Source organism: Streptococcus sp. KHUD_010, from assembly GCF_040207525.1.
Taxonomy (GTDB): Bacteria; Bacillota; Bacilli; order Lactobacillales; family Streptococcaceae; genus Streptococcus; species Streptococcus hominis.
Genome location: NZ_CP157941.1, coordinates 1,405,949 through 1,429,538 on the forward strand (window position 1 = coordinate 1,405,949; position 23,590 = coordinate 1,429,538).

The window sequence follows — 23,590 nt, forward strand, 5'->3', positions numbered from 1 at the left end:
CTTTATCCAAAATGCAGGGAAATAAAAAAGTCAGAACTCCTGTCCTGACTAATAACTTAACCCATTACGTTTAATAAGCTCCTGGCTTTGCGACTGCTTCCAATCAGAAGAAAAATAAAGACAATTCCTTTGGCAATAGAAGCGAAGGAAGCCACAAAATTTCCCCAAAATCCAGTCATAGTGACTTTAAACAAATCATCCTGAATCACTAGGGGATAGATGGCACAAAGCACAATCAATACCAACCCTTGTAGCGCCACCGACGCAAAGGTCATAATGACATTTTTCGCAATGCCTCGAAAAGCATCTGACATAAAGAAAGCCACGATAACAGGTGCAATAGCTTTGAGTAGGTACATTTCAATAAAGCGTAACATAACAAGGATATTGACAGTAACTTTTGTAATAAATTCAGTACTACCTCCGATAAATGAAATAATACGTTTAAAAAACCAGTTTCCTTTAGTTGGTTCAACAAATTCATAGGTAATATTCTTGTTCGTTGCGACCAGATGAATAGTTGCATTTGTCAACCATAGAATTGCATCAAAGATTTGGCTAGAATAGGTGATTAAAACAAAAGCAAAAAGGTATTTAATCCCAACCTCTAACCAGGTTCTTACAGTAATTCCTCCACCTGAAAGACGTAAATGTTGGTAAAAAGAGAGCATTTCTAGCATAAAAAAGAAGGATAATAAAATATAACCTACAGCTAACAAAGACTGATTGATAGCCATTATCTGAGTATTTAGTGTTGGGTTATATTTACTGAGACTTGAGGTCAATTGATTGATAATATTCGTATCAATCATAAGCGACTCCTTAAAATGCAATGGCGTTGAGAGCTGCCACTATAGCTGTTGTCAGACTACCTGAAATGATTGCCATAGCACCTCCTGAGATGATAGATTCCAGCCCTTGATCTTGACGGGTAGTGTCACGGCTGCGACGACCGCCAAAGTAATCATAAGCTCCAGTCAAGCCCCATGTGAGACCTAAAACAGTGATAATTGCTCCAACAACAGTAATAATACGTACGATAGTGTCCATAATTTTTTCTCCTTTTGAGTATGAAAAAGACGCCTCTTAATAGCTGGGACGTCTAGTGTAAGTATAATTGTTAATCAGGGTTAATTGTAGCGCCAACAGCGCCAATAACCGCCAGCAGAAGCATGATAGAAACTTCAATCATACCTCCAGGGAAGAGTTGGAAACCTCCTATCCCACCAATATTAAAAAATAGTTTAGGGAGACCTTCAACAATAAAAATAAGATTTTTTTCAGTATCAGGTAAAAAAGAAGTAATCGCTCCTCCCACTAATAAAACTAGAAATAAAATAGCAAATTTACCGACTATCCAAGTGATAAAAACCCCGATAATCATTTTCAACAAGTTAATTGCAAAGAGAACAAGAAAGATAGGGCTGTAAAAAAGAACCTTGAATAACCCAACCAAGAAATCCCAAAAAGATGCACCCGTCCATGGATAAACTCGGTTCTGACGTTTTGCTTTTCTCCGCTGCTTGCGGAACTCTTTCAAATCTTTTCGCTTTTGTTCAGGACTAGTTTCTTGTTCATACTTACGAACTGCAGCATTGTACTGATCAACTAGCTGATCCAGTCTATCTTTGGGCTTCTCTTGAGTCGTTGTTAGTGATTCTTTTTGTTCAGTCATCTTCTCACCCCATTCCCTTTTCTTGATTTTATTATACCATGTTTTACAACTTTTTTTGGTATAATAATGATTCGTGTATTATCAACACCCCCTTTTAGTCGTTATTAGGTCTGTGATAGCCTTTACCAGTGAGCTGTAAGATTGTCTCTCTCTTGTGCTTAACTTTCCTAGCGATAAGAATATTTCTTCGTTTCACTGTTCTTATCTGTTTGTAAATTTCTGGGTAGAAAACAATTATTTCAGCTTCAGTTTCTTGACCTGCAACAATTGCCAGGCGTTTTCTTATCGCATACTTTGCTTTCAATTCAATAATCTCGCCTGAATCTAGTCGAGCTGTCACGTCGCCCTGACGTCCTAAATTTTTTAAATCTGACACGGTCACTTCCGTGTCTTTTTGTGTTTTGATTCCATTCATTTTGATTTCTCCTTTGTGATATGGAAGGCTGAACTACGCAGCCATCTTGGGAGGGTATTTCACCTCCGCCGTGGTTTTTTACGCAAGGTTTATAGTCTAGCTCACCTCAAACTCCTTTGGCTTATAGCATTGATTGCTATGCTTTTACGTTCCTGTGGCAGGCACTAGATATGCATTTCTAGCTCCCGTTACACCGCCCCTGCTTCTTTTTATACCAAGCCACGCTAATCGGGACAGTCGTTCTATTCAGTTTTCAAAGGCCACAAGTAGTTTTCTGACATGCTCAGGTCAAAAATCTAAAATGTATGCAATCAGTGTCATAGACTCCCCTTTTGAATCTACTGCCTTTTTGTAAGAGTCACTTTCTTAACCCACCTTGGATTGATTACAAAAGGTGGTTGTGCACTTGGAAAATTCATACTGGCTCCAGTTGATAAGGAATTACCAACCAATTGTTGTAATTCTTCTAGGTTGGATGTAATTGAAATCGTTTCTGTTGTTTTATCATAATACTCAATCAACATCTCTAGCTCTTCTTCTGGTTTTTGAGTTTCTCGCATTGCAGCCATTCTTTGTGACTCTTTATTATTTCCAAAAAGTGCCATTAGTTTACTCCTTTGTTTTGTTTTCTAATTATGCTGTTATAGCTAGCTAATAAGCCATTATAGACATATTCAGCAATCCTCTCCGAGGAGCTAGCATATTTCATATTGTCTAAAGCATATTGATAACGCTCTTCAAAATTTAACAATATATAGCTTACTGTGGTCTCTGTAAAGTTATCTTTTAATAACTGTTCATGAACCAGATTCCAAATGTACTCCTTATCATAACGAGTCGCTTTATCCACTTTTCGAGAAAGTAATTCTTGGTTCTTTTCTTCCAAATTTCGAGAAGGAGATTCCTCCTCATCCTCAGAAAGAATTATTTTATTCTTATTCTTTTTAGTCTTACTCTCTTTAATATAAGTTGAGTCCGATTTTGAGACTTCTTGAAGTTCGTTTTTGGTACTTCTTGAAGTTCCATTTTCGAACTTCTGGAAGTTCGATTTTGAGACTTCCGTTGATTTTACTGGGTTTAAGAGAGGTTGTGCTTCTTCAAAAGTCATGTTTAGAATTTGAATATCAGTAATAACATTCTTCACATAGATACGATTAGCCTTGTTTAATCCTTGTCTAACTTCATCAATTAAGCTATATTTGATCAACTCTTTTTTTAGTTTAATAACTTTCGCTCTACCACAACCAAGATCTTCAGCAAGTTCTTCAATGGAGTAATAGATAAAGATATCTCCTGCTTCATCCACAAACCTCAAATCTCCTTTTCGGGTGCTGTCAAGTGAGACACTCAAACGATCTCTACAAAGCATGAATAATAATTTGGCTTCTGCTTTTAGTTTGCTGTAAAACTTAGTACCAATAATTACTTTAGGCAGTTGATAAAAATTATCACTGTTTAGAGCTTGTTCTAAAGAAATTCTTCCGTATGCCATTATTTCACCTCACCTGCTCTCAGCATGATTCCACCTTGTTCAGGAAATTTTATCATTCTAGTAGCTTCAAGATAGCCAAGTGAAGCAATAACACGATCACGTGACCACCCTGTCAATTCCATGAGTTCTACAATCACCATATTCTTTGATTGTCTTTGTTTAGCACGTAATTTTTTCTGATTCATATTCATAACAGAATAGCTCCTAAAATTGGTTTTGAGAAAAACAAAATAGAGAACGCTTTTTTGCGTTCTCTCAATATTATTTATTCAATTCTCCCAATTTGGGACACATACCTCGCTTAGCCAGTCATTTTTTGATACAATAGAAAAAATAAATCTAGAAAAGGTATCCGTATGAAACTCATTTCTTGGAATATTGACTCTCTCAACGCAGCTTTGACCAGCGACTCTGCACGCGCGCAATTGTCACAAGCTGTTTTACAAACTTTAGTAAGATTAGACGCTGATATTATCGCCATTCAGGAAACTAAATTATCTGCTAACGGACCGACCAAAAAGCACTTAACAATCTTAGAGGAGCTTTTCCCCAATTATCAACTTACCTGGCGTTCTTCTATCGAGCCTGCTCGTAAAGGTTATGCCGGTACTATGTTTCTCTATAAGAATAACCTAACACCAATCATCACTTTCCCAGAAATCGGCGCTCCTTCTACTATGGACGCCGAGGGACGCATCATTACGTTGGAATTTGACAATTTTTTCGTTACACAAGTTTATACACCAAATGCAGGTGATGGACTTAAACGCCTAGTAGAACGCCAAGTATGGGATCAAAAATATGCTGACTATCTAACAACTTTAGACAAAGAAAAACCTGTCCTTGCAACAGGAGACTACAATGTAGCCCACAATGAGATTGACCTCGCTCATCCTTCTAGCAACCGTCGTTCACCTGGATTTACAGATGAAGAACGATCTGGATTTACTAATCTATTAAATCGTGGTTTTACTGATACTTTCCGTTACATTCACGGCGATATTCCAAATGTTTACAGCTGGTGGGCACAACGCAGCAAGACCAGCAAAATCAATAACAGTGGCTGGAGAATTGATTACTGGCTGACCAGCAATCGAATTGCAGATAAAGTAACCAAGTCAGAAATGATTGACTCAGGTACAAGGCAAGACCACACACCAATTGTATTGGAAATTGAGTTATAAAAAAAGAGGTTTCTCCTCTTTTTTTCAATCAAAATGGTACAACTGCGGATATTGATCGCATTTAGGATTTCTAGGATGGCAGATTTCACGACCAAAGCAAATCATAGCTTGGTGAGCTGGAAGCCATTCATTTTTAGGTAGTACTTCCATCACACGTTGTTCGACTTCTAAAGGTGTAGCGGACTTTTTGACAATATCATGGTGTTTGCAGATTCGCTCCACATGGGTATCCACTGCAAAAGCAGGAATACCAAATCCAACACTCATGACCACATTCGCTGTTTTACGCCCTACACCAGCTAAACTTTCTAATTCTTTCCGTGTATGAGGAACTTGACCATCAAAGTCATCGAGCAATTGCTGCGCACATTTTTTCAAAAACTTAGCCTTATTGCGATAAAGCCCCAGACGAGCAATATACTTGGCAATCTCGCTTTCTGAAGCCGCCGCCATTTCCCGTGGAGTTGGATAGGCTTTAAAAAGGGCTGGTGTGACTGTGTTGACTGCTGCATCGGTCGTTTGAGCCGACAGCATGACTGCTACTAACAATTCAAAATGATTGGTAAAATTCAAACTAGGCTTTGCATCTGGAAATAGTGCGATGATTTCCTCAATCACCTTTCGCGCACGTTTTTTTGATAAAACCATTTTTTCTCTTTTCGTTTTTTACTAATATTCAATGAAAATCAAACAGTCTCACAGACTGTTCAGTAACCTTGCAAAGTGAGACTATACAAAATATCTAGCGGGATATGTTGTATTGGATGATTAAATTAAGAGACTGACGATTAACATTTTCAAATTTTAGATCTATCTCACTATCAAGCTAACAAGGTTTGAAGAGATTTTCTCAGTGTATAAAAACATTATAACACGAACACCAATGATACCAAAATGGAGAGCTTAAAAAGAAGTGGGACAACAATTGCGATTTTAAAGAAATCTATTTTGTCGTCTCACTTCTTTTTTATTTACAAATCTAATGTTGCATATTCTGTGCGGTAGCCTATTTGCAGGATTTTTCCGTCTTTTTCTAAGATTGGACGCTTGATGAGCATACCATCGGTTGCTAGAAGCTCTGCGGCTTCTCCTGCGGACAATCCTGATAGTTTATCTTTCAAACCTAGCTCACGATATTTGAGTCCGCTAGTGTTGAAGAAAGGTTTGATGTTTAAATTAGAATTTTTCATCCAAGTTAGAATTTCCTCTTTACTAGGTGTTTCCTTGACAATGTCTACTGCTTCAAAGTCCAGACCCAAGCGGTTTAATTCAGCCTTGGCTTTGCGACAGGTCGAACATTTTGGATATTCAATAAATCGTAACATATCATTTCCTCCATTTGTATCATTTATCCAAAGTTTTCTCGCTAAGTTCTACGCCTTCATGCTCCAAAAGCCATATTTTCTTGTCTAATCCCCCAGCATAGCCGGTTAATTGCCCTTGACTTCCCAGTACCCGATGACAGGGAACGATGATAGAAAAGGGATTTCTACCCACAGCGCTACCAACAGCCTGCGCCGAGTGAATATCTAACTCCTTTGCTATCTGACCATACGTGACCGTTCTCCCATAAGGAATAGTTTGCAGATAAGCCCAGACCCGTTGTTGAAAACCCGTCCCAACAATAGCTAAAGGAAGACTCGAAAAGTCTGGATACTTTCCGCTAAAATAATCATCTAGCAAAAGACGAGTTCTTTTCAGAATATCATTTTTTACTGGCATCGTGGCCTTCTCTAAACCACGCTCAAAATATTTCTGCTTGAGAAACCAGACTCCAACCAGCCCTGTCTCATCAGCAACTAAAGACATTTCTCCTAAAGGGGAAGTATAAATTTGTTTATAAAAAGTCATTTTTACTCACTGACTTGCTCATGATAACGAGCATATAATTCACTCTTATTCCAACCATATTTTTTAGCCACTTCTTTGATAGCTTGATTTTTCTTTGCTCCTGCTGCTACTAGAAAATCAATCTCTGCCAACAAATCCGCTTCCGACAAATCAAGCGCTTCTTCGCTCGCTCCTTCCACAATCAGCAAGCATTCACCCTTAAGCGGATTTTCTGAAATATGGTCTATCACTTCGGAAATCAAGCCACGTTGGTATTCCTCATAAATCTTAGTCAATTCCCGTACCAGAACAACGGAGCGATTTCCATAGATACTAAGCATATTTTCTAAAGTAGCCTTAACCCGATGAGGAGATTCGTAAAAAATCTGTGTCTCTGGGTAGGCTTTTTTATTAGAAAAAAACTCTTTTTGCTGACCGGCCTTGCGTGGCAAAAATCCATAAAAAATATGAGGTTGCGGAGCAAGACCACTAGCTATCAAAGCTGAAATACCTGCGCTGGGACCAGGTACAGTCACTACTGCGATTTCCTCAGCAATAGCAGCTTTGACTAAATCATGCCCTGGATCCGAAATGCTAGGCAAGCCGGCATCCGAAACCTGCGCAATATCCTGACCACTTTTCAGCAAACGAATCAAATCAGGGATTTTTTCTTTGGCATTATGCTCATGAAAGCTAATCTGCTTCGTAGCAATGTCAAAATGCTTGAGCAACAGACCAGTATTTCTGGTATCTTCTGCTGCAATGAAGTCAACTTCTTTCAGAGTATTCACCATACGGATACTCATATCGTCCATATTCCCAATCGGAGTAGCCACCAGATAGAGCTTCCCATAAGGAGACTGACCTTTAAAACTCTTTTGAATCTGCATGCTTACTCCCTAAAAAGCAATTCATCACAAAACATACATTCTGCATCATTTTCACGACGTTGCCCATAAAAATCCGTGCACACATGAAAACCATCCTCATAGAGTTTGCGCAAATTATCTCGATTTCTTTTCGTTTTTGGTGCTGCTGCGTGCTCCACTTGACCTAATCGCTCTCTTAATTTATCATTTTCCAAGCGAAGCGCTACGTTTTCTTCCACCACACTTTTCAGATTTTTCTTAATCGCCTCTACCTCTGCCAAAGTAACAAGCAGATTTTGAGAAAATTCATCAAGGGCATCAAATAATTCTTTTTTATTCATCCTCACTACCATTTCCCTGTGCCAACGTAGCACATCATTCTCTTTCTTGTAACACCATATATTCTAGTGCATTTTGAAAACTAACATTGGCTTGCCACATTTTTCTTGCTGTAAATATACCTTCTAAATAGAAGCATCCCCACGTTGTTTGCATTTCTTTTGCAAAGAGAAGCTCCAAGAGTTTCAAAACCTGTTCTTGCTTTTCCTTATCATCTGCCAGACTAGCCAACTTCGCAACCTGCAAATAAGCGGCCTCTTTTCGATTTAAGCAAAGCGATGCAAAACGCTCACATTCTGCTGCCAAGTCAAAAAAAGTTGGGCTGGCTGCCAAACGTAAGGCTTCTTCTTCTGTTTGACTATAAGCAGTTAACAATTCTGCTTGTGTCTTTATCAGCCCAGCCTGCTCCAATTTTTCAAGCAAATAGGCTTGATTTTTTGGAAAATGAAATAGCTGCGCTCGGCTTTTAATCGTGGGCAAAATAAGATTTTCATCCGCTGTCAACAAGAAAATATACACTTCACTTTGCGGCTCTTCAATGACTTTCAACAACGAATTAGCTGCATTGACATGCATCTTGTCCGCATCACAAATGATAAACACTTGCTTGCTGCTTTCAAATCCAGACTGCGAAAAATTGCGTACCAATTCTCGAACTCGCTCTGTCTTGATAATCTGATTGACAGGACGGACGACTGTCACATCTGAAAAATCTTCTTCTTCTATCAACCGACAATTTCGACATTCTCCACAAGGAAGAACGCTATTTTTATTGGTGCAAAACAAGCTCTGTGCCAAACATTGAGCCATTTCAAAACTGCCGAAAGCCCCTGTAAACAGATAAGCATGATTCAGCCGATGTTGCTGTAAAATGTGCTCAAAACGCTCAAACAAAACTGGCTGCAACTGAGCTATTTCTTCTATTTTCATCTTAAACTCTCAACTTGTTCTGCCAATACTGCTAAAGTATCTGCAACGACCTTTTCTAATGGCTGACTAGCATCAATCTTTCTCACACGATTTGGTTCTTTTTCAAGAATAGACAAATACCCCTCACGCACGTGCCGATGCCATTCCACACTTTCACGATCCAAGCGATCCGCTCCACGCTCCCTGCTCTTAGCAATGCGGGCTAAGCCTTCTTCTGCTTCAATATCAAAATAAAGGGTCAAATCTGGCTTCAAACCGTCGGTCGCAAAATCATTCAGCCAATCAATATCAGCCACCTTCAAGCCTCGACCAAAACCTTGATACGCCACCGAACTATCAATAAAGCGATCCACCAGCACCATTTCACCACGATCTAAAGCAGGTAAAATACGTTCCACCAAATGTTGCCTACGACTGGCAATATAGAGGAGCAATTCCGTTTTTTCATCGATTTCCGTATACTTCGGATCTAAAACAACATCGCGAATCTTCTCCGCAACTGCCACTCCACCAGGCTCACGCGTAGTGACAAGCGCCTGCCCTTTTGCTTCTAAAATCGGAATCAAGGCTTCTAAAACACTTGATTTTCCTGCACCATCTGGTCCCTCTAAAGAGATGAATATTCCTTTTGCCATACTAACTCATTTCTTCCTTTTTCTCCTTTCTATTTTAACAAAAAACTCCAGAAAAATCATTGCCAGAAAAAGTTTAAAAAAATTTTTTCAAAATGATACATAAGTTTTCAAGATTTGATACAATAGAATGTACAGAAATTATTAGGAGGTTAGCATGTCTAAGTTTAAAAACTATCTAACGATTATTCTAGGAGCTGGAATTTTTGCTTTTGCAATCAATTATCTGATTATTCCGAATCATTTGTATGAGGGAGGCGCAACTGGTGTGACCCTCATTACATACTATCTTTTTAAGATTCCTGTTTCACTGATGAATCTCATCATCAACATTCCTCTTTTCATTATTGCTTGGAAAATTTTTGGATCGCGGCTTTTGTACTCTAGTATCTTAGGGACTTTTGCCGTTTCTGCTTGGCTGGCGGTCTTTGAAAAAATCCCTTTCGTGATTAACCTTGAAGGCGACCTCGTGATTGTGACGCTTCTGACAGGGATTATTGCTGGCGTTGGACTAGGAATTGTTTTCAATGCCGGTGGTACGACTGGCGGTACCGATATTATTGCTCGAATCGCTAACAAGTATACGAATATCTCCATGGGAAAATTGATGTTTACTGTAGACTTCTGCGTCCTTATTTTCGTTATACTTGTTTTTAAAGATGTTCGCTTAGTGACTTATACCTTGATTTTTGTCTTTATCGCTTCGCGAGTAATTGACTTGATTGGTGAAGGCGGTTATGCCGGCAAGGGCTTCATGGTTATCACTAGCCGTCCAGAAGAATTAGCAAAGAAAATTGACGAAGATCTCGGTCGCGGAGTTACTTTCATCAATGGGCAAGGCTACTACAGCAAGAATGATCTGAAACTCATTTACTGCGTTGTTGGACGAAACGAAATGCAATCCATGAAAAAAGTTATTCATAGCGTCGATCCACATGCCTTTATTACCATTACAGATGCCCATGAAATCCTTGGTGAAGGCTTTACCTTAGATGTCAATAAGCAACCGATTCAGAAATAATCTTGCTCCCATTATAAAAAACGCATGATCACAGTTAAAAGACTGCTCTCATGCGTTTTTGTTATTTTATAATGCTTTTGCTGACGTACGGGTAATGTCTTCTACCTGAATACCTTTGTCTTCAAATTTCGCTTTTAAAGCCGGCAAATCCACATTGCCATCAATTTGAACTTCAATGATAACCTTGCCATCTTTGCGTGGAATATTAACAGCATTAGAGATGTTGAGATTTTCTTCGACAATCAAATGCACTATCTTCTCCAACACACCGACTTCATCTTCTGTAATGAAACGCACGCGAATACCTTCTTCACCATAGCCAGCAATTTCAAGAAAGGCTCTAAAAACATCACGATCTGTAATGACGCCGTATACTTGCTGATTGTCCACCACTGGCAAAATGCCAATTTTATTTTTCAGCATCAAGTAAGTAGCATCTTCCAAGCTAGCAAATTGTGACACCGTCACCACATCACGAATCATGACATCTTTAATTTTGGTCTTGTTTAGCAAATAATTCATCTCATAGATAGACAAGCTGGTCGCTTTTGAAGGACTTGCTTCGGCAATCGTTCCTTCAGTCACCAAACCGACCAATTGGTCATTTTCAATAACAGGAAGCCGGTGCAATCCTTGCTCCCGCATAATATCCGCCGCATGCGCTACCGTCGTGTCTGGACTAATGTACACTACTTTTCGTGTCATAAAATCTTTAACTGCCATGGGAATCTCCTTTATCTTTGATTTTTCAGTTCTATTATACTGTATTTTCTAGTTTATTTCAAACGCTTTCAAGGTACTTGCTTATGTTTTCAAGAATATTATTAGTGAATAAAAAAGAAGTAGAAAACCACTTCTTTCTCCTTTTTTCACCCACCGAGATAAGCCTTGCGGACTTCATCGGAAGCGAGCAATTCTTTTCCTGTGCCAGACAAGACAATATTTCCTGTTTCTAAAACATAGCCACGGTCGGCAATTGAGAGGGCTTTGTTAGCATTTTGCTCAATCAATAGAACAGTTGTGCCTTGTTTTTGAATATCTTGAATAATATCAAAAATTTCTTGAATGAAGAGAGGAGCCAGTCCCATTGAAGGCTCATCTAAAAGCAGGAGTTTGGGCGTAGACATAAGAGCTCGTCCCATAGCAAGCATCTGCTGCTCACCTCCAGAAAGAGTTGCAGCATCTTGATTCTTACGCTCTTCCAAACGCGGAAAACGTGAAAAAACTTTCTTTAGATTTGCTTGATTTTCATCACGATTTGTTTTTAAGAAAGCACCCATTTCTAGGTTTTCCAAAACAGTCAGGCCTGAGAAAACATGGCGTCCTTCGGGTACCTGAGAAAGCCCTGCTGCTACAATTTTCTGAGCAGGAACTTTTTGAATTTCATTTCCTAGAAACTCAATTTTTCCTGCACTTGGACGAACCAGTCCTGAAATGGTTCGAAGAATTGTGGTTTTTCCGGCACCATTAGCACCGATAAGGGAAACAACTTCGCCCTCATTGACCTCAAAGCTGACATCTCGGACAGCCTGAATCATGCCATAATGGACAGAAAGATTTTCAACTTTTAGCATAGACATTAGGCTTCACCTCCCAGATAGGCTTCGATAACACGCTTATCATTTTTAATCTCGTCAGGAGTTCCGTGCGCAATCAGACGACCATACTCCAATACATAAATTCGTTCCGTCACTTCCATAACTAGGCTCATGTCATGCTCAATCAGCATGATTGTGATTTGGAATTCATTTTTTATGCGACGAATTAACTCTGTCAATTCTGCTGTTTCCTGCGGATTCATTCCCGCAGCAGGCTCATCAAGAAAAAGAATTTTAGGCTCTGTTGCTAGAGCACGCACGATTTCCAAACGACGTTGTTGACCGTAAGCTAAATTCTTAGCAAGTGTTTCTGCTTCACCGTCTAGGTCAAAGATTTTTAGCAATTTCAATGCTTTCTCACGCAATTCTGCTTCATTTTTATAGAAAGCTGGCAAACGAAAGAAGCTAGCAAAAACATGTGCTTTGTGGTGATTTCCAAAAGCAATCAAGACATTCTCTAGGACTGTCAAATCTTTAAACAAGCGAATATTTTGGAATGTCCGACTGAGTCCTAAGGAAGCAATCTTATAAGGAGCTTTGCCATTGAGCAAATGACCGTCCAAGGTTACGCTTCCTTCACTTGGTTCATAAACACCGGTCAGTAAATTAAACAAAGTTGTTTTTCCAGCACCATTTGGACCAATGAGACCGACTAATTCTCCCTCATTCAGCTCCAAGGTCACATCGCCAACAGCAGTCAGCCCGCCGAAATTTTTTGTTAAGTTTTTTACATCAAGAAGCGCCATTAGTTGACCTCCTTATCTTTTTTAAAGAAGCGTGATAGGCTCAATTCCCATGTACCAAGAAGTCCTCCCGGACGAAAAATCATCACCAAAATTAAAGCAAGAGAGTAGATAATCATCCGAATGCTTGCTACATTTTGAAGTACCATGTTTAAAATTCCCAAAACAATCGCTGCAACAATGGTACCAGTCATAGAACCAAGACCACCAAATACCACGATAATCAAGACATTGATACTATTGATAAAAGTATAATCTTTCGGCACAACAGAGCCAATAAATCCTGCTTGGAGTGAGCCTGCGATACTAGCTGTCATCGCTCCAAAAACAAAAGCAATGACTTTGATTTTAGTGGTATTGACCCCCACAGATTCTGCTGCAATTTCATCTTCACGAACTGACAAGGTTGCTCGTCCAATTGGGCTGCGCAAAAAATTGATGGTCAAAATAGTTGTAATAACTACAAAGAAATATACCATTTGCCAATTGGTAAAGGCAGGAATACCCAAGATACCCGCAGCTCCATTAGTCAAATCACCACCGTTGATGATTAAAATCCGAATGATTTCAGAGACCCCAAGTGTGGCAATTGCTAGATAATCGCCCTTCAAACGAAGAGTAGGAATCCCGACAATCAAAGCGACTGCTCCTGCAATCAATGCCCCTAACACCATAGCCGCAAAAAAGGCAGGATAGGTAGCAGATTTCGAACCAATAATTGCAGCTGCATAAGCACCAATTGCCATGAAGCCAGCATGCCCCAGAGAAAATTGACCAGAAAAGCCGACAATCAAATTCAACCCTACTGCTAAAATAATGTTAATACCGATTTGCTGTAAGATTTGCAAGTAAAAATCATTCAAAACTCCAGCGCTGACAAGGAGAGTCAGCAAACCGTAACCAGCAAGAAGGAGCACAAACCATAGAATATTTACTTTTACATTCTTTTTCATCGCTTACACCTTCTCTTTCACATTCTTACCAAGAATACCTACAGGACGGACAAGTAAAATCAAGATTAAGATACCGTACACAATCGCATCGCGGAAATCTGACATACCAAAAGCTGTCGCAAAGGTTTCTAATAGACCAATGACAAAGCCCCCCAGTGCTGCTCCGGGGATAATACCAATCCCACCAAGTACCGCAGCGACAAATGATTTCAGCCCTGGTGTCATTCCCATCAAAGGCTCAAGGGAATTATAATAAAGCGCGATGAGTACACCTGCTGCTCCTGCCAAAGCAGAACCTAAAGCAAAAGTGAAACTAATTGTACGATTGACATTGATTCCCATTAGCTGCGCTGCATCACTATCAACAGAAACTGCCCGCATGGCTTTTCCCATTTTGGTTTTTTGAACGATAACCTGCAGCAATACCATTAAAATCAAGGAAATGACCAAAATCATCAATTGGATATTTGTGAGACTAATCGGACCAAAATTATAACGAACCGTTTCAATCACTTGTGGGAAAGAACGAGTATTGGCCCCCACAAAATAGACCATCACATATTCCAAGAAAAATGAAACACCAATCGCAGTAATCAAAGCTGCAATCCGAGTCGAATTTCTCAGTGGACGATACGCCAGAAACTCAACCAGCACACCTAAAACTGCCGTCCCAATCATTGCCAAAATCAAGGCAAGAAAAAAATTAAGATGAAGGGAGTTAATCAGGAAATAGCCCATAAAAGCGCCCATCATATAAATATCTCCATGAGCGAAGTTGATGAGCTTGATAATCCCATAAACCATGGTATAGCCGAGAGCGAGCAAAGCATAGACACTCCCTAAAATTAGACCATTAACAAGTTGTTGGAGCATGGCCACCACACTTTCTAATTATAGTATAGAAGAAAGAACTATGTGATCGTTCACATTTTCTTATCTATTGTGAAAAAAGAGCGAGTCAAGTCATCATTTCAAAAAAATTGATTTTTCTCACTCATCTATTCTAAGTTTGAGCAAATGAAACCTTTAAACCTTTTAAGGTCTCATTTCACAGTTGACTGATTTTTAACAGCTTAAAACACATATCTAACAATCAATCACTATGTCTTACAAACCTTAATGAAACATATTTTTAAGACTAAGACTTTTATCCCGCCTCTTTTCTTTTAACCCGTATAAAGAGAAGTAACTATCTACGATGTTCACCATAAATAGTTACTCTTTTATACACTATAAAATATATTTTAAGCAATTTATTGCGAAGGATTACGGCTTAACCGTTTCAGCTGCTGTGACCTTCCCATTGTTCATGGTCATCATAAAGGCTGTTTTGACAGTATTATGATTTTTGTCAAAGCTGGTATCACCTGTTACACCTTCAAAATTCTTTGTCTTAGCAAGGTTGTCTTTGATGTCAACAGATGTTTTAGCACCTTTGGCAGCATTGGCAACAAGATAAACAGAGTCGTATGCTAACGCTGCAAATGTTGAAGGCTCTTCATTGTTGTATTTCGCTTTGTAAGCTTCAAGGAATTTCTTAGCTTTCGCTGAGACATCAACTGTTGAAGAGAAGCCTGAAATATAGTAGATATTTGAAGCTTTAGCTGGTGTCGCTTGTTGGACAAATTCTGCGCCATTAAAGCCATCACCACCAACGATTGGTTTATCAATTCCCATACCACGCGCTTGGTTGACAATTTTACCAGCTTCCGTATAATAACCAGGAATGATAATCGCATCAAAATCTTTTCCCTTCATCTTGGTAAGTGCTGCTTGAAAATCTGTATCACCAGCGACAAACTTTTCATCTGCAACAATCTCACCTTTGTAGGCATTACGGAAAGCTTTTGCGATACCTTTGGCATAATCACTTGAGTTATCTGTATAAAGCACAACTTTTTTCGCTTTTAACTTTTCTGTCACATATTTAGAAATGATTTTACCTTGAAAGCTATCCTGGAAAGTTCCGATGAATAAGTATTCTTGATTTTTCGTCAAACCGTCTTGTGTCGCACTAGGTGAAATCAAAGGCACACCTGCTTTTGTCGCATTAGGAACTGCCGCTGCTGTTGCACCAGAAGTTGCAGGGCCTACAACCGCATTTACTTTTGATTGGGTTACCAAGTTAGTCGTGACAGAAGCAGCTTCTGCTGTTTCAGATTTATTATCCTTGTCGACAACTTCAAGTTTCTTGCCATCAATACCACCGGCTTTGTTGATTTCATCAACAGCCAGTTGGGCACCTTTTTGTTCCGCTGTTCCATAAGCTGCTGTTGCACCAGTTTCTTCAAAGTTGAATCCGATTTTAATAGTTTTATCAGCAACTTTTGTACCAGTTGCATTGGAGCCACCTGACTTTACTTCCCCACAAGCGGCAAGAAGGGCAACGCTTGCAAGGGCAACAAATGATAGAGCAAATTTTTTCTTCATATTCTTATCTCCTCGTTCCGAAATGATATGTTTAGAATATATCGAATTATCTGACAATTGTCAAGTGGTAAATGAGATTTTTTTATATGTTTACGTTTTCTTTATCTCTAAACAAGTTTCCAACAAAGTCTGTGTCCAATTCTTGAATGTGACAGATCCGTACTTGTTTGACATATTTTTCCTTAGATAACTTTTGCATCGTCTCTTCTACTTGCTCTGTCGGAATATACAACTGGAGGTAACGATGCTTTTTAGAATGGTAGACAATATCGCCAATAGTTTCTATTTTTTTCACATCTCGATTGTAATACAAATACACAATCAAACCTGTTCGTTCTTCTTTTTTAAACATGAATTTTCTTTCTAATTTATTTTTATCATTTATAAGTATATCAAAAAAATGCCCATCAGAGGACATTTTTCGTACAGTAATAAACAAATGATTAGTTTAAATTATTATTTGCCATGATTTCATCAATGAAACCATAATCCAAGGTTTCTTGAGCACTCATCCAATAATCGCGTTCTGCGTCTTTATGTACTTGCTTAATGGTTTTCCCTGAATTATCCGCAAGGATTTTCTCCAAGTTATTCCGGGTTTTCAGCAAATGCTCAGCCGCAATCGCCATATCGGTTTGTTGCGTACCGCTACCAGTTCCACCCATTGGTTGGTGAATCAGGTATTCTGCATTCGGCAACATGAAGCGCTTGCCTTTAGCACCACTTGAAGCAATAATGGTTCCCATGGAAGCAGCCATCCCCATGACAATTGTTTGGACATCTGATTTGATGAAGTTCATGGTATCAACAATCGCTAGACCAGCTGATACGGAACCGCCTGGCGTATTGATGTAAAGATAAATATCTTTGGTATTATCCTGCGCATCAAGAAAAAGTAATTGCGCAATAATGGAATTAGCCATACTGTCCTCAACAGGACCCGTCAACATAATAATGCGATCTTTTAATAAGCGTGAGTAAATATCGTAGGAACGTTCTCCACGGCTTGTTTGTTCAATAACTACAGGAATCATTGTATTCTCCTTTTCATCTGATATTTTAATCTGACTAACAATTTTTAGTGAGATTTTTCAAATATGAGACTATTATAGCCTTTTGGTCAAAAAAGGTCAAACATAAAACTCATTATTTTGTACCAAAAAGACGATCTCCTGCATCTCCCAATCCTGGAACGATATAGCCGTTTTCATTCAAATGATCATCAAGGGCTGCTGTAAAGATTTCCACGTCTGGGTGAGCTTCTTGTAAGGCTTTCACACCTTCTGGCGCTGAAACAAGGCAGACAAATTTAATATTGTGTGCTCCGCGCTTTTTCAATGAATCAATGGCTAAAATAGCTGAACCACCTGTCGCCAGCATGGGATCCACCACAAAGATTTGACGTTGGCTAATGTCTTCTGGTAACTTCACAAGGTACTCAACTGGTTTTAGGGTTTCTTCGTCGCGATACATGCCAATATGTCCGACTTTAGCAGCTGGCACAAGGCTCAAAAGACCATCCACCATACCGATACCTGCACGTAAAATTGGGACAATGGCTAATTTTTTACCAGCCAATTGTTTTTGAACCGTCTTTGTAATGGGTGTTTCAATTTCCACATCTTCTAATGGTAAGTCACGTAAAACTTCATAGCCCATCAGCATAGCAATTTCATTTACTAACTCACGAAAAGCCTTAGTAGAGGTATCTGTACGACGTAGGATAGACAATTTATGCTGAATGAGCGGATGTGCGATCACTTGAAATTTTTCCATGATTGGTTTTCCTTCTTTCAATTTATTCTTCTTATTATATCAAAAAAACATAAAAAAGGCTCGTGACAAACAAGCCTTTTCAAAGATTGTCAATTGCTTACAACCATTCATGGTATTTCTTAATATAAAGATGCTTCACAAACGTAACACTTGCCATATACAAAATCATGACAAGGATTAAGAATAAGAAGTAAGTACCGTTTAATGGAGCCACTTTTAAAAGCGTAGCAAAAGGACCGTAGGGTAATAAGGTTACAAAGAACACGGCTGCTAGGGTTGTCATAACTACGGACAAAGCTGGTCTACTTTGAATAAATGGTAACTTGGGTGAGCGCAACATATAGATAACCATCGTTTGCGTCCACATGGACTCAATAAACCAGCCTGTTTGGAAAATGGTGATGAACTCGCTAGACATCCCATGATGATAAACAGAACCTGTCATCATCGGTGCAATGATAAAGAACAAAATCAAGAAGGTCATACAGTCAAAAATAGAACTGATGGGACCAATCCAAGCCATGAAGCGCGTGATGGATTTGGCACTCCAAATGCGCGGTTTTTGCAAAAATTCACGGTCGACATTGTCAAATGGCAAAGCGATACAAGAAATGTCATAGACCAAATTCAACACAATCAAATGAATCGGTGCCATGGGCAAAAATGGTAGGAAAATACTTGAAATCAACAAGGAAAAGATATTCCCGAAGTTGGAACTGACTGTCATCTTAATATATTTGGTCATATTAGCATAGACTTTGCGACCTTCTACCAAGCCTTTTTCAAGCACCAACAAGTCCTTATCTAATAGGATAACATCAGCTGTTTCTTTGGCAATATCGACAGCTGTATCAACTGAAATCCCTACATCAGCTACTTTCATAGAAGGTGCATCATTGATGCCGTCTCCCATATAACCAACCTTGTGCCCATTTGCTTTCAGCTGCAAAATGATACGCGCTTTTTGGTCGGGAGATAATTTCGCAAAAACAGTTGTGGTTTCAACAACTTTGCTCAATTCGTCATCCGACATCGTTTCAATCACAGAACCAAGTAGGATATGTTCTGCATCTAAGCCAACTTTCTCACAGACCGCTTCTGTGACTTTTTCATTGTCACCTGTCAAAATTTTGGTGGCAACACCATATTCTGCTAAAGCCTTGATAGCAGGCGCCGCAGAAGGTTTTGGCGGGTCAAGAAAGGCAAGATACCCCGTCAAAATCATGTCTGACTCATCTTCTACTGTGTATTCATAGTCAGCATCTAAGTCTGAGCGATAGCTGACGCCCAGCACACGCAATCCTTGTTCATTTAACTGTGCAACTTCTGCTAAAATTTCTTGACGAATTTCTTTTGTCAAAGGAAGGATTTTCCCTTTATCTTCAACATAATTTGAAATGGATAACATTTCTTCCAAAGCACCTTTTGTCACCATGCTAACGACATTTTCATCATCTCGCACCAACACACTCATGCGGCGGCGTTCAAAATCAAAAGGCAATTCATCAATCTTCTTAAAAGTTTGGTCCAAGTTGCAAACAATTTCGTGCTTTTCAGCTTCTTTTTCTGTCCGATTGATAATAGCACGATCCATTAGGTTTTTTAGCCCTGTTTGATAATACGAATTAAGATAAGCTCTGCGAAGAACGGCTAAATCAAGCTCTCCATGAATATCCAGCGGATATTCCAAAACGATCTCATCTTGTGTCAGCGTTCCTGTTTTATCCGTACAAAGAATATCAATCGCTCCCAAATCTTGAATAGCATTAAGTTTCTTGATAACAACTTTTTCTTTTGCCATAAGAATGGAACCCTTAGCCAAGCTCGCAGTGATGACCATAGGCAGCATTTCTGGTGTCAAACCAACACCGACACTAAGTGCAAATACACCAGCCTCCAGCCAATCTCCGTCTGTCAAACCATTGATAAGAAAGACAATGGGTACAAGTACCAACATGAGACGAATGAGCAACCATGAAATGCTGTTCATTTCCCGCTCAAAAGAGGTAGGTTCGTCATACGTATTAAGCGTTTGCTCAATGGCGCCCATCTTGGTATCGTCCCCGACAACAAGTACAAGTGCGCTGGCACGACCAGAAATCACATTGGTTCCCATAAAAGCAAGTGCTTCAGACTCAAGCAAGCTATCTGCTTCTTTTGTCTCACATTTATCCAATGCCATTTTTTCAACCGCATCACTTTCACCTGTCAAACCTGACTGTTGTACGAAGAAGTCGCGCGAATCCAAAATTAGCACATCTGCTGGCAACATATCTCCTGCACTCAAGCGAATAATGTCTCCTACCACTAATTCTGTAATTGGAATTTCTTGCTCTTTTCCCTCACGAATAACTGTCACTGTATTGACAATCATACGCGAAAGATTACTGGCAGCTTTGTCACTCCGCAATTCTTGCACAAAGCGAATACTGCCAGACAACAAGACAAGGACAACAATAATGATAAACGTTGTCGGATCTTCTTGACCTGGTTTTGCCAGCCAAACATTGGTCACCAAAGACACCAATGCAATGAGTAAAAGAATAACGGTAAACGGGTTGATAATAGACTCATAAATTTTTTTAACAATTGAATCTTCTTGCCCTTTGGTCAATTCATTTTCACCGTATAGATCACGGTTTTCTTCTACTTGCTCTTCTGTCAGTCCTGCTCTGGAAGTGTTGAAAAAAGTCATCGTATCCCCTACAGACATATGAAGAGCATCTGTTAATCTTTCTTTTGCTGTTTTCACTGATTTCTCCTCTATCTAAGACGCATTCAAGCAACAAAATAACTGCACACAGCTTTTTGCTCAGATGTCGTTCATTTGCTAGAGTCGATTCCAAAGGGAGCATGAGGAATGCTCAGATATGGCAATCGACTGGTTTTCTGTTGACTCGGGTGATCATCATTTGGCATATTCCTCACTCCTTTCCCTTGCGGTTTTCCTTTTAAAAAATCAGTTCAAAACAATAAAATCCTACCATGAAAAAACATGGCAGGACTGTATGTCTTGTGTTACCGTTCAAGCTTTAACTCCATAGGGCGGTGAAATGACATTAGTCGAAACCTTAGCGATCTCAACTGCTAACCAACGCGTAGTGTCTCCACTACTTTGCGGTAGTCATCCGTATCCCTATGGTAGCCTCACCTACCGATTTTTCATACTAACTATACTCCACTTGAGAATGATTGTCAACCCAAAATAGCTGTTTCTGAAAATTTCTTTTCATTCTTATTGTGGCAAACAATGCACGATTCTCTTGCAAATCTCTTCTACTAAGGGTTTTGGTGTTGCAATATTTAATCTTGCATGCAACTCCCCCTCTTTTCCATAGTCACTTCCTCGATTGAGAATGACTTTGGCTTGGTCATGCAACAAAGCAAAAAGTTCATCATCTGTCAAACCATAGGCACTGAAATCAAGCCATATCAGATAGGTCCCTTGTGGTTTCATTACTTTTAAACGCGGAGCCTCTTTGGCAAAATACTCGACTGCAAATTGAATATTTTCTTCTAAAACAGCTTTTAGTGCCACTAACCAAGGTTTGCCATAACGATAGGCCGTTTCTGTCGCAATATACCCTAAACTTGACACTTCATGGTGGTTATTAACAAGTTGCTGGTGTTTAAACTGCGCACGTAATGAAGGATTTTCAATAACAGCATAGGAATTTTTAGTGCCTGCAATATTAAAAGTCTTGGTAGCACTGGATAGTATAATGGTGAATTCTTTAAAATCTGATGAAACCGTATTAAAAGAAAGGTGCTCATGACCAAACAAGGTCAAATCTTGATGAATCTCATCTGAGACCAAAATAACATGGTGCTTTTGACAGAGACGACCTATTCTTTCTAAAACTTCTTTTTCCCAGACGCGTCCTCCAGGGTTATGCGGATTGCAAAGAAGATATAATTTCACATTATTTTCGACAATCTCTTTTTCCAATTGCTCAAAGTCAATTTGAAATAGACCATTTTCTTCTTTGAGAGAATTAGATACTAATTTTCGATTGTTTAAGCGAACGCTACGAGCAAAAGGTGGATAGACAGGAGAATTGATTAGAACAGCGTCTCCTTCTTTGGTAAAGGCTTGAATCGCAAGAGAAATAGCTGGCACAACACCTTCTACAAAAACGATATCTTCCTTATCAAACGAATACTGATGTTCGCTCTTTTCCCAATCCAACACCGCTTGGAGCAGCTCATCACTCGCATAAGTATAGCCATAAACCAACTGCTCTGCATAGTCATGAATCGCATTTTTTACTTCCGGCATGACCTCAAAGTCCATATCTGCAATCCATGCTGGCAGCAATTGAGGATCTGTCTCTGTCTCTTTCCACTTATAAGTGTGATGAGACAAGCGATTCGGTGCTGTTTGAAAATTGTATTTGCTCATATTATACCTCCAAAGCAAATTTTAAATCTGTTATCAAATCTCGACTATCCTCAATCCCAATGGACAATCGCAATAAGTCATCTGTTAAACCGTAGGATTCCCGCACGTCAGCCGGAATATCTGCGTGTGTCTGAGTCGCAGGATAGGTAATCAAGCTTTCTACTCCCCCCAAGCTTTCTGCAAAGGTAAAGACTTTTAACGTATTTAGCAAATGTGGAATAACTGCTTCATTTTTGACTTTAAAGGAAATCATGCCGCCTTTTCCCGGATAGAGAACCTCTTTTACTGCTGGTGAATTCTTCAAGAAAGCTACTACAGCTTGTGCATTTTTTGTTGAACGCTCCATACGCAGAGACAAGGTTTTCAAACCTCGAAGCAAGAGATAACTATCAAATGGAGACAAAACAGATCCTGTCGTATTGAGATTGTAGAATAGATTCTCATAAAGCTCTTTATCACTCGTCATAAGGGCACCAGCCAGAACGTCATTATGTCCTCCTAAGTACTTGGTCGCCGAATGAAGAACGAGGTCAGCACCATTTTCCAATGGTCGCTGATAGATTGGAGTATAAAACGTATTATCTACAATAACCTTTGCACCTTTTGCTTGAGCTTTTTCTGCAATAGATGCAACATCAAACTCAAGCATTAACGGATTCGTCGGGGTTTCCAGATACACTACATCTATATCCTCTGTTAAAGCCGCAAGCAATTCTTCTTCCGTATTTGCATATGTAAAGTGAAAGCGACTTTCTTGCTCCACTTGATGAAACCAACGAAAAGAGCCTCCATAAAGGTCACGAACCGCTAGAACCTTGCTTCCAACTGGAAAAACACTAAGGGCTAGCACAATAGCACTCATTCCTGAACTGGCCGCTAACGCATAATCCGCATGCTCAATGGCTGCTAACGTCTTTTCCAAGCTGCTTCGCGTTGGGTTTTTCGTGCGCGTATAGTCATATCCAGTAGATTTTCCAAATTCTGGATGTTGATAGGTCGTTGAAAAATGCAAAGGTGTTGTCAAGGCACCTGTTGCTTCATCCGTTTTAATACCAGCATGAGCTAAAATCGTGTCTAATTGTAACTTTTTGTCCATAATAAATAACCTCCATAAGATAAGAGCGGAATCAAGCAATTCTTATATTTTCTAAGTGATTCTATTGTATCATCTTACGAAAGCACTGTGTTTTGTTCTTTTCAAGACCTAGATATAGTTAATAACTATAATAGCTATTAAAAGATTATCAAATCATAGATGTTTATTCTCACAATAACCAATTTCATTATATCTTAATTCTTAT

Annotated in this window: 28 protein-coding genes and 1 riboswitch; of the genes, 2 read left to right on the forward strand and 26 right to left on the reverse strand. The window is 39.3% G+C overall.

The genetic code is table 11. The features are described from left to right. Positions 1-56: 56 nt before the first annotated feature. The 7 genes from ABKA15_RS06885 to ABKA15_RS06915 form a co-directional block, all read right to left on the reverse strand. On the reverse strand, positions 57-812 hold the full coding sequence (locus ABKA15_RS06885; protein ID WP_049512518.1) for a hypothetical protein: 756 nt from the start codon (positions 810-812) through the stop codon (positions 57-59). A gap of 10 nt (positions 813-822) precedes the next feature. Beyond that, on the reverse strand, positions 823-1,050 hold the full coding sequence (locus tag ABKA15_RS06890; RefSeq protein ID WP_049512516.1) for a hypothetical protein: 228 nt from the start codon (positions 1,048-1,050) through the stop codon (positions 823-825). 70 nt (positions 1,051-1,120) lie between these two features. Then, positions 1,121-1,675 carry a hypothetical protein gene (locus tag ABKA15_RS06895; RefSeq protein WP_049512514.1) on the reverse strand — a complete coding sequence of 185 codons (555 nt, stop codon included), beginning with the start codon at positions 1,673-1,675 and terminating at the stop codon, positions 1,121-1,123. Between the two features lie 94 nt (positions 1,676-1,769). Then, complete coding sequence (locus ABKA15_RS06900) at positions 1,770-2,090, reverse strand: hypothetical protein (RefSeq protein WP_049512512.1); 321 nt, start codon at positions 2,088-2,090, stop codon at positions 1,770-1,772. Positions 2,091-2,428: 338 nt separating this feature from the next. After that, positions 2,429-2,695, reverse strand: coding sequence for a thiopurine S-methyltransferase (locus ABKA15_RS06905; protein WP_049512510.1), 267 nt, complete (start codon positions 2,693-2,695; stop codon positions 2,429-2,431). Beyond that, on the reverse strand, positions 2,695-3,582 hold the full coding sequence (locus ABKA15_RS06910) for a replication initiator protein A (RefSeq protein WP_039677026.1): 888 nt from the start codon (positions 3,580-3,582) through the stop codon (positions 2,695-2,697). Before ABKA15_RS06910 ends, ABKA15_RS06905 begins: the two co-directional genes overlap by 1 nt. Further along, on the reverse strand, positions 3,582-3,773 hold the full coding sequence (locus tag ABKA15_RS06915) for a hypothetical protein (RefSeq protein ID WP_003043393.1): 192 nt from the start codon (positions 3,771-3,773) through the stop codon (positions 3,582-3,584). The genes ABKA15_RS06910 and ABKA15_RS06915 overlap by 1 nt, the downstream gene beginning before the upstream one ends. A 165-nt stretch (positions 3,774-3,938) precedes the next feature. Here ABKA15_RS06915 and ABKA15_RS06920 point away from each other — a divergent pair, with 165 nt between their 5' ends. Then, the gene (locus tag ABKA15_RS06920; protein WP_049512507.1) at positions 3,939-4,766 is read left to right on the forward strand and encodes an exodeoxyribonuclease III; all 828 of its coding nucleotides are present in this window, start codon (positions 3,939-3,941) and stop codon (positions 4,764-4,766) included. Between the two features lie 24 nt (positions 4,767-4,790). On the opposite strand, the gene nth is transcribed toward ABKA15_RS06920, so the two are convergent. From nth to tmk, 7 genes are all read right to left on the reverse strand, one after another. Further along, complete coding sequence (nth, locus tag ABKA15_RS06925) at positions 4,791-5,414, reverse strand: endonuclease III (RefSeq protein WP_049512505.1); 624 nt, start codon at positions 5,412-5,414, stop codon at positions 4,791-4,793. 323 nt (positions 5,415-5,737) lie between these two features. Further along, complete coding sequence (locus ABKA15_RS06930) at positions 5,738-6,091, reverse strand: arsenate reductase family protein (RefSeq protein WP_049512503.1); 354 nt, start codon at positions 6,089-6,091, stop codon at positions 5,738-5,740. 19 nt (positions 6,092-6,110) lie between these two features. After that, the gene (locus ABKA15_RS06935; RefSeq protein ID WP_049512501.1) at positions 6,111-6,617 is read right to left on the reverse strand and encodes a methylated-DNA--[protein]-cysteine S-methyltransferase; all 507 of its coding nucleotides are present in this window, start codon (positions 6,615-6,617) and stop codon (positions 6,111-6,113) included. Positions 6,618-6,619: 2 nt separating this feature from the next. After that, positions 6,620-7,486, reverse strand: coding sequence for a 16S rRNA (cytidine(1402)-2'-O)-methyltransferase (gene rsmI, locus ABKA15_RS06940; protein ID WP_049512499.1), 867 nt, complete (start codon positions 7,484-7,486; stop codon positions 6,620-6,622). Between the two features lie 2 nt (positions 7,487-7,488). Beyond that, positions 7,489-7,806 (reverse strand): DNA replication initiation control protein YabA, encoded by a 318-nt coding sequence (yabA, locus tag ABKA15_RS06945; RefSeq protein ID WP_003043534.1) that lies wholly within the window; start codon positions 7,804-7,806, stop codon positions 7,489-7,491. Between the two features lie 34 nt (positions 7,807-7,840). Continuing rightward, positions 7,841-8,734: a DNA polymerase III subunit delta' gene (locus ABKA15_RS06950; protein WP_049512498.1), complete on the reverse strand. Its 894-nt coding sequence runs from the start codon at positions 8,732-8,734 to the stop codon at positions 7,841-7,843. Next, complete coding sequence (gene tmk, locus ABKA15_RS06955; RefSeq protein ID WP_049512496.1) at positions 8,731-9,369, reverse strand: dTMP kinase; 639 nt, start codon at positions 9,367-9,369, stop codon at positions 8,731-8,733. Before tmk ends, ABKA15_RS06950 begins: the two co-directional genes overlap by 4 nt. 154 nt (positions 9,370-9,523) lie before the next feature. Between tmk and ABKA15_RS06960 the strand changes: the two genes are divergently transcribed. Further along, positions 9,524-10,387, forward strand: coding sequence for a YitT family protein (locus tag ABKA15_RS06960; protein WP_049512494.1), 864 nt, complete (start codon positions 9,524-9,526; stop codon positions 10,385-10,387). A 66-nt stretch (positions 10,388-10,453) separates the two neighbouring features. Here the strand turns inward: ABKA15_RS06960 and ABKA15_RS06965 are convergent, their stop codons facing one another. The 12 genes from ABKA15_RS06965 to ABKA15_RS07020 form a co-directional block, all read right to left on the reverse strand. Beyond that, on the reverse strand, positions 10,454-11,110 hold the full coding sequence (locus tag ABKA15_RS06965; RefSeq protein ID WP_003025613.1) for a CBS domain-containing protein: 657 nt from the start codon (positions 11,108-11,110) through the stop codon (positions 10,454-10,456). Positions 11,111-11,256: 146 nt separating this feature from the next. After that, complete coding sequence (locus tag ABKA15_RS06970; RefSeq protein ID WP_003043423.1) at positions 11,257-11,967, reverse strand: ABC transporter ATP-binding protein; 711 nt, start codon at positions 11,965-11,967, stop codon at positions 11,257-11,259. Then, positions 11,967-12,731 carry an ABC transporter ATP-binding protein gene (locus ABKA15_RS06975; RefSeq protein ID WP_003034299.1) on the reverse strand — a complete coding sequence of 255 codons (765 nt, stop codon included), beginning with the start codon at positions 12,729-12,731 and terminating at the stop codon, positions 11,967-11,969. Before ABKA15_RS06975 ends, ABKA15_RS06970 begins: the two co-directional genes overlap by 1 nt. Further along, positions 12,731-13,681, reverse strand: a complete 951-nt coding sequence (locus tag ABKA15_RS06980) for a branched-chain amino acid ABC transporter permease (protein ID WP_049512492.1) — start codon at positions 13,679-13,681, stop codon at positions 12,731-12,733. The genes ABKA15_RS06975 and ABKA15_RS06980 overlap by 1 nt, the downstream gene beginning before the upstream one ends. Positions 13,682-13,684: 3 nt before the next feature. After that, entirely contained in the window at positions 13,685-14,554 is an 870-nt protein-coding gene (locus tag ABKA15_RS06985; protein WP_049512490.1) for a branched-chain amino acid ABC transporter permease, read from the reverse strand. A 393-nt stretch (positions 14,555-14,947) separates the two neighbouring features. Further along, a complete protein-coding gene (locus tag ABKA15_RS06990; protein WP_049512488.1) occupies positions 14,948-16,111 on the reverse strand; it encodes an ABC transporter substrate-binding protein in 1,164 nt (387 codons plus the stop codon). A gap of 82 nt (positions 16,112-16,193) precedes the next feature. Further along, complete coding sequence (locus ABKA15_RS06995; protein WP_049512486.1) at positions 16,194-16,463, reverse strand: YlbG family protein; 270 nt, start codon at positions 16,461-16,463, stop codon at positions 16,194-16,196. Between the two features lie 91 nt (positions 16,464-16,554). After that, positions 16,555-17,145, reverse strand: a complete 591-nt coding sequence (locus ABKA15_RS07000; protein ID WP_049512483.1) for an ATP-dependent Clp protease proteolytic subunit — start codon at positions 17,143-17,145, stop codon at positions 16,555-16,557. 112 nt (positions 17,146-17,257) lie between these two features. Further along, positions 17,258-17,887: a uracil phosphoribosyltransferase gene (gene upp / locus ABKA15_RS07005; protein ID WP_003025639.1), complete on the reverse strand. Its 630-nt coding sequence runs from the start codon at positions 17,885-17,887 to the stop codon at positions 17,258-17,260. Positions 17,888-17,984: 97 nt separating this feature from the next. Beyond that, positions 17,985-20,639: a magnesium-translocating P-type ATPase gene (gene mgtA, locus ABKA15_RS07010; RefSeq protein ID WP_049512481.1), complete on the reverse strand. Its 2,655-nt coding sequence runs from the start codon at positions 20,637-20,639 to the stop codon at positions 17,985-17,987. 261 nt (positions 20,640-20,900) lie between these two features. Beyond that, positions 20,901-21,053: riboswitch (M-box (ykoK) riboswitch) on the reverse strand. A 69-nt stretch (positions 21,054-21,122) separates the two neighbouring features. Next, on the reverse strand, positions 21,123-22,289 hold the full coding sequence (locus tag ABKA15_RS07015; protein WP_049512478.1) for a MalY/PatB family protein: 1,167 nt from the start codon (positions 22,287-22,289) through the stop codon (positions 21,123-21,125). 1 nt (position 22,290) lies between these two features. Beyond that, positions 22,291-23,385, reverse strand: a complete 1,095-nt coding sequence (locus tag ABKA15_RS07020; RefSeq protein ID WP_049512476.1) for a cystathionine gamma-synthase — start codon at positions 23,383-23,385, stop codon at positions 22,291-22,293. Between the last annotated feature and the right edge of the window lie 205 nt (positions 23,386-23,590).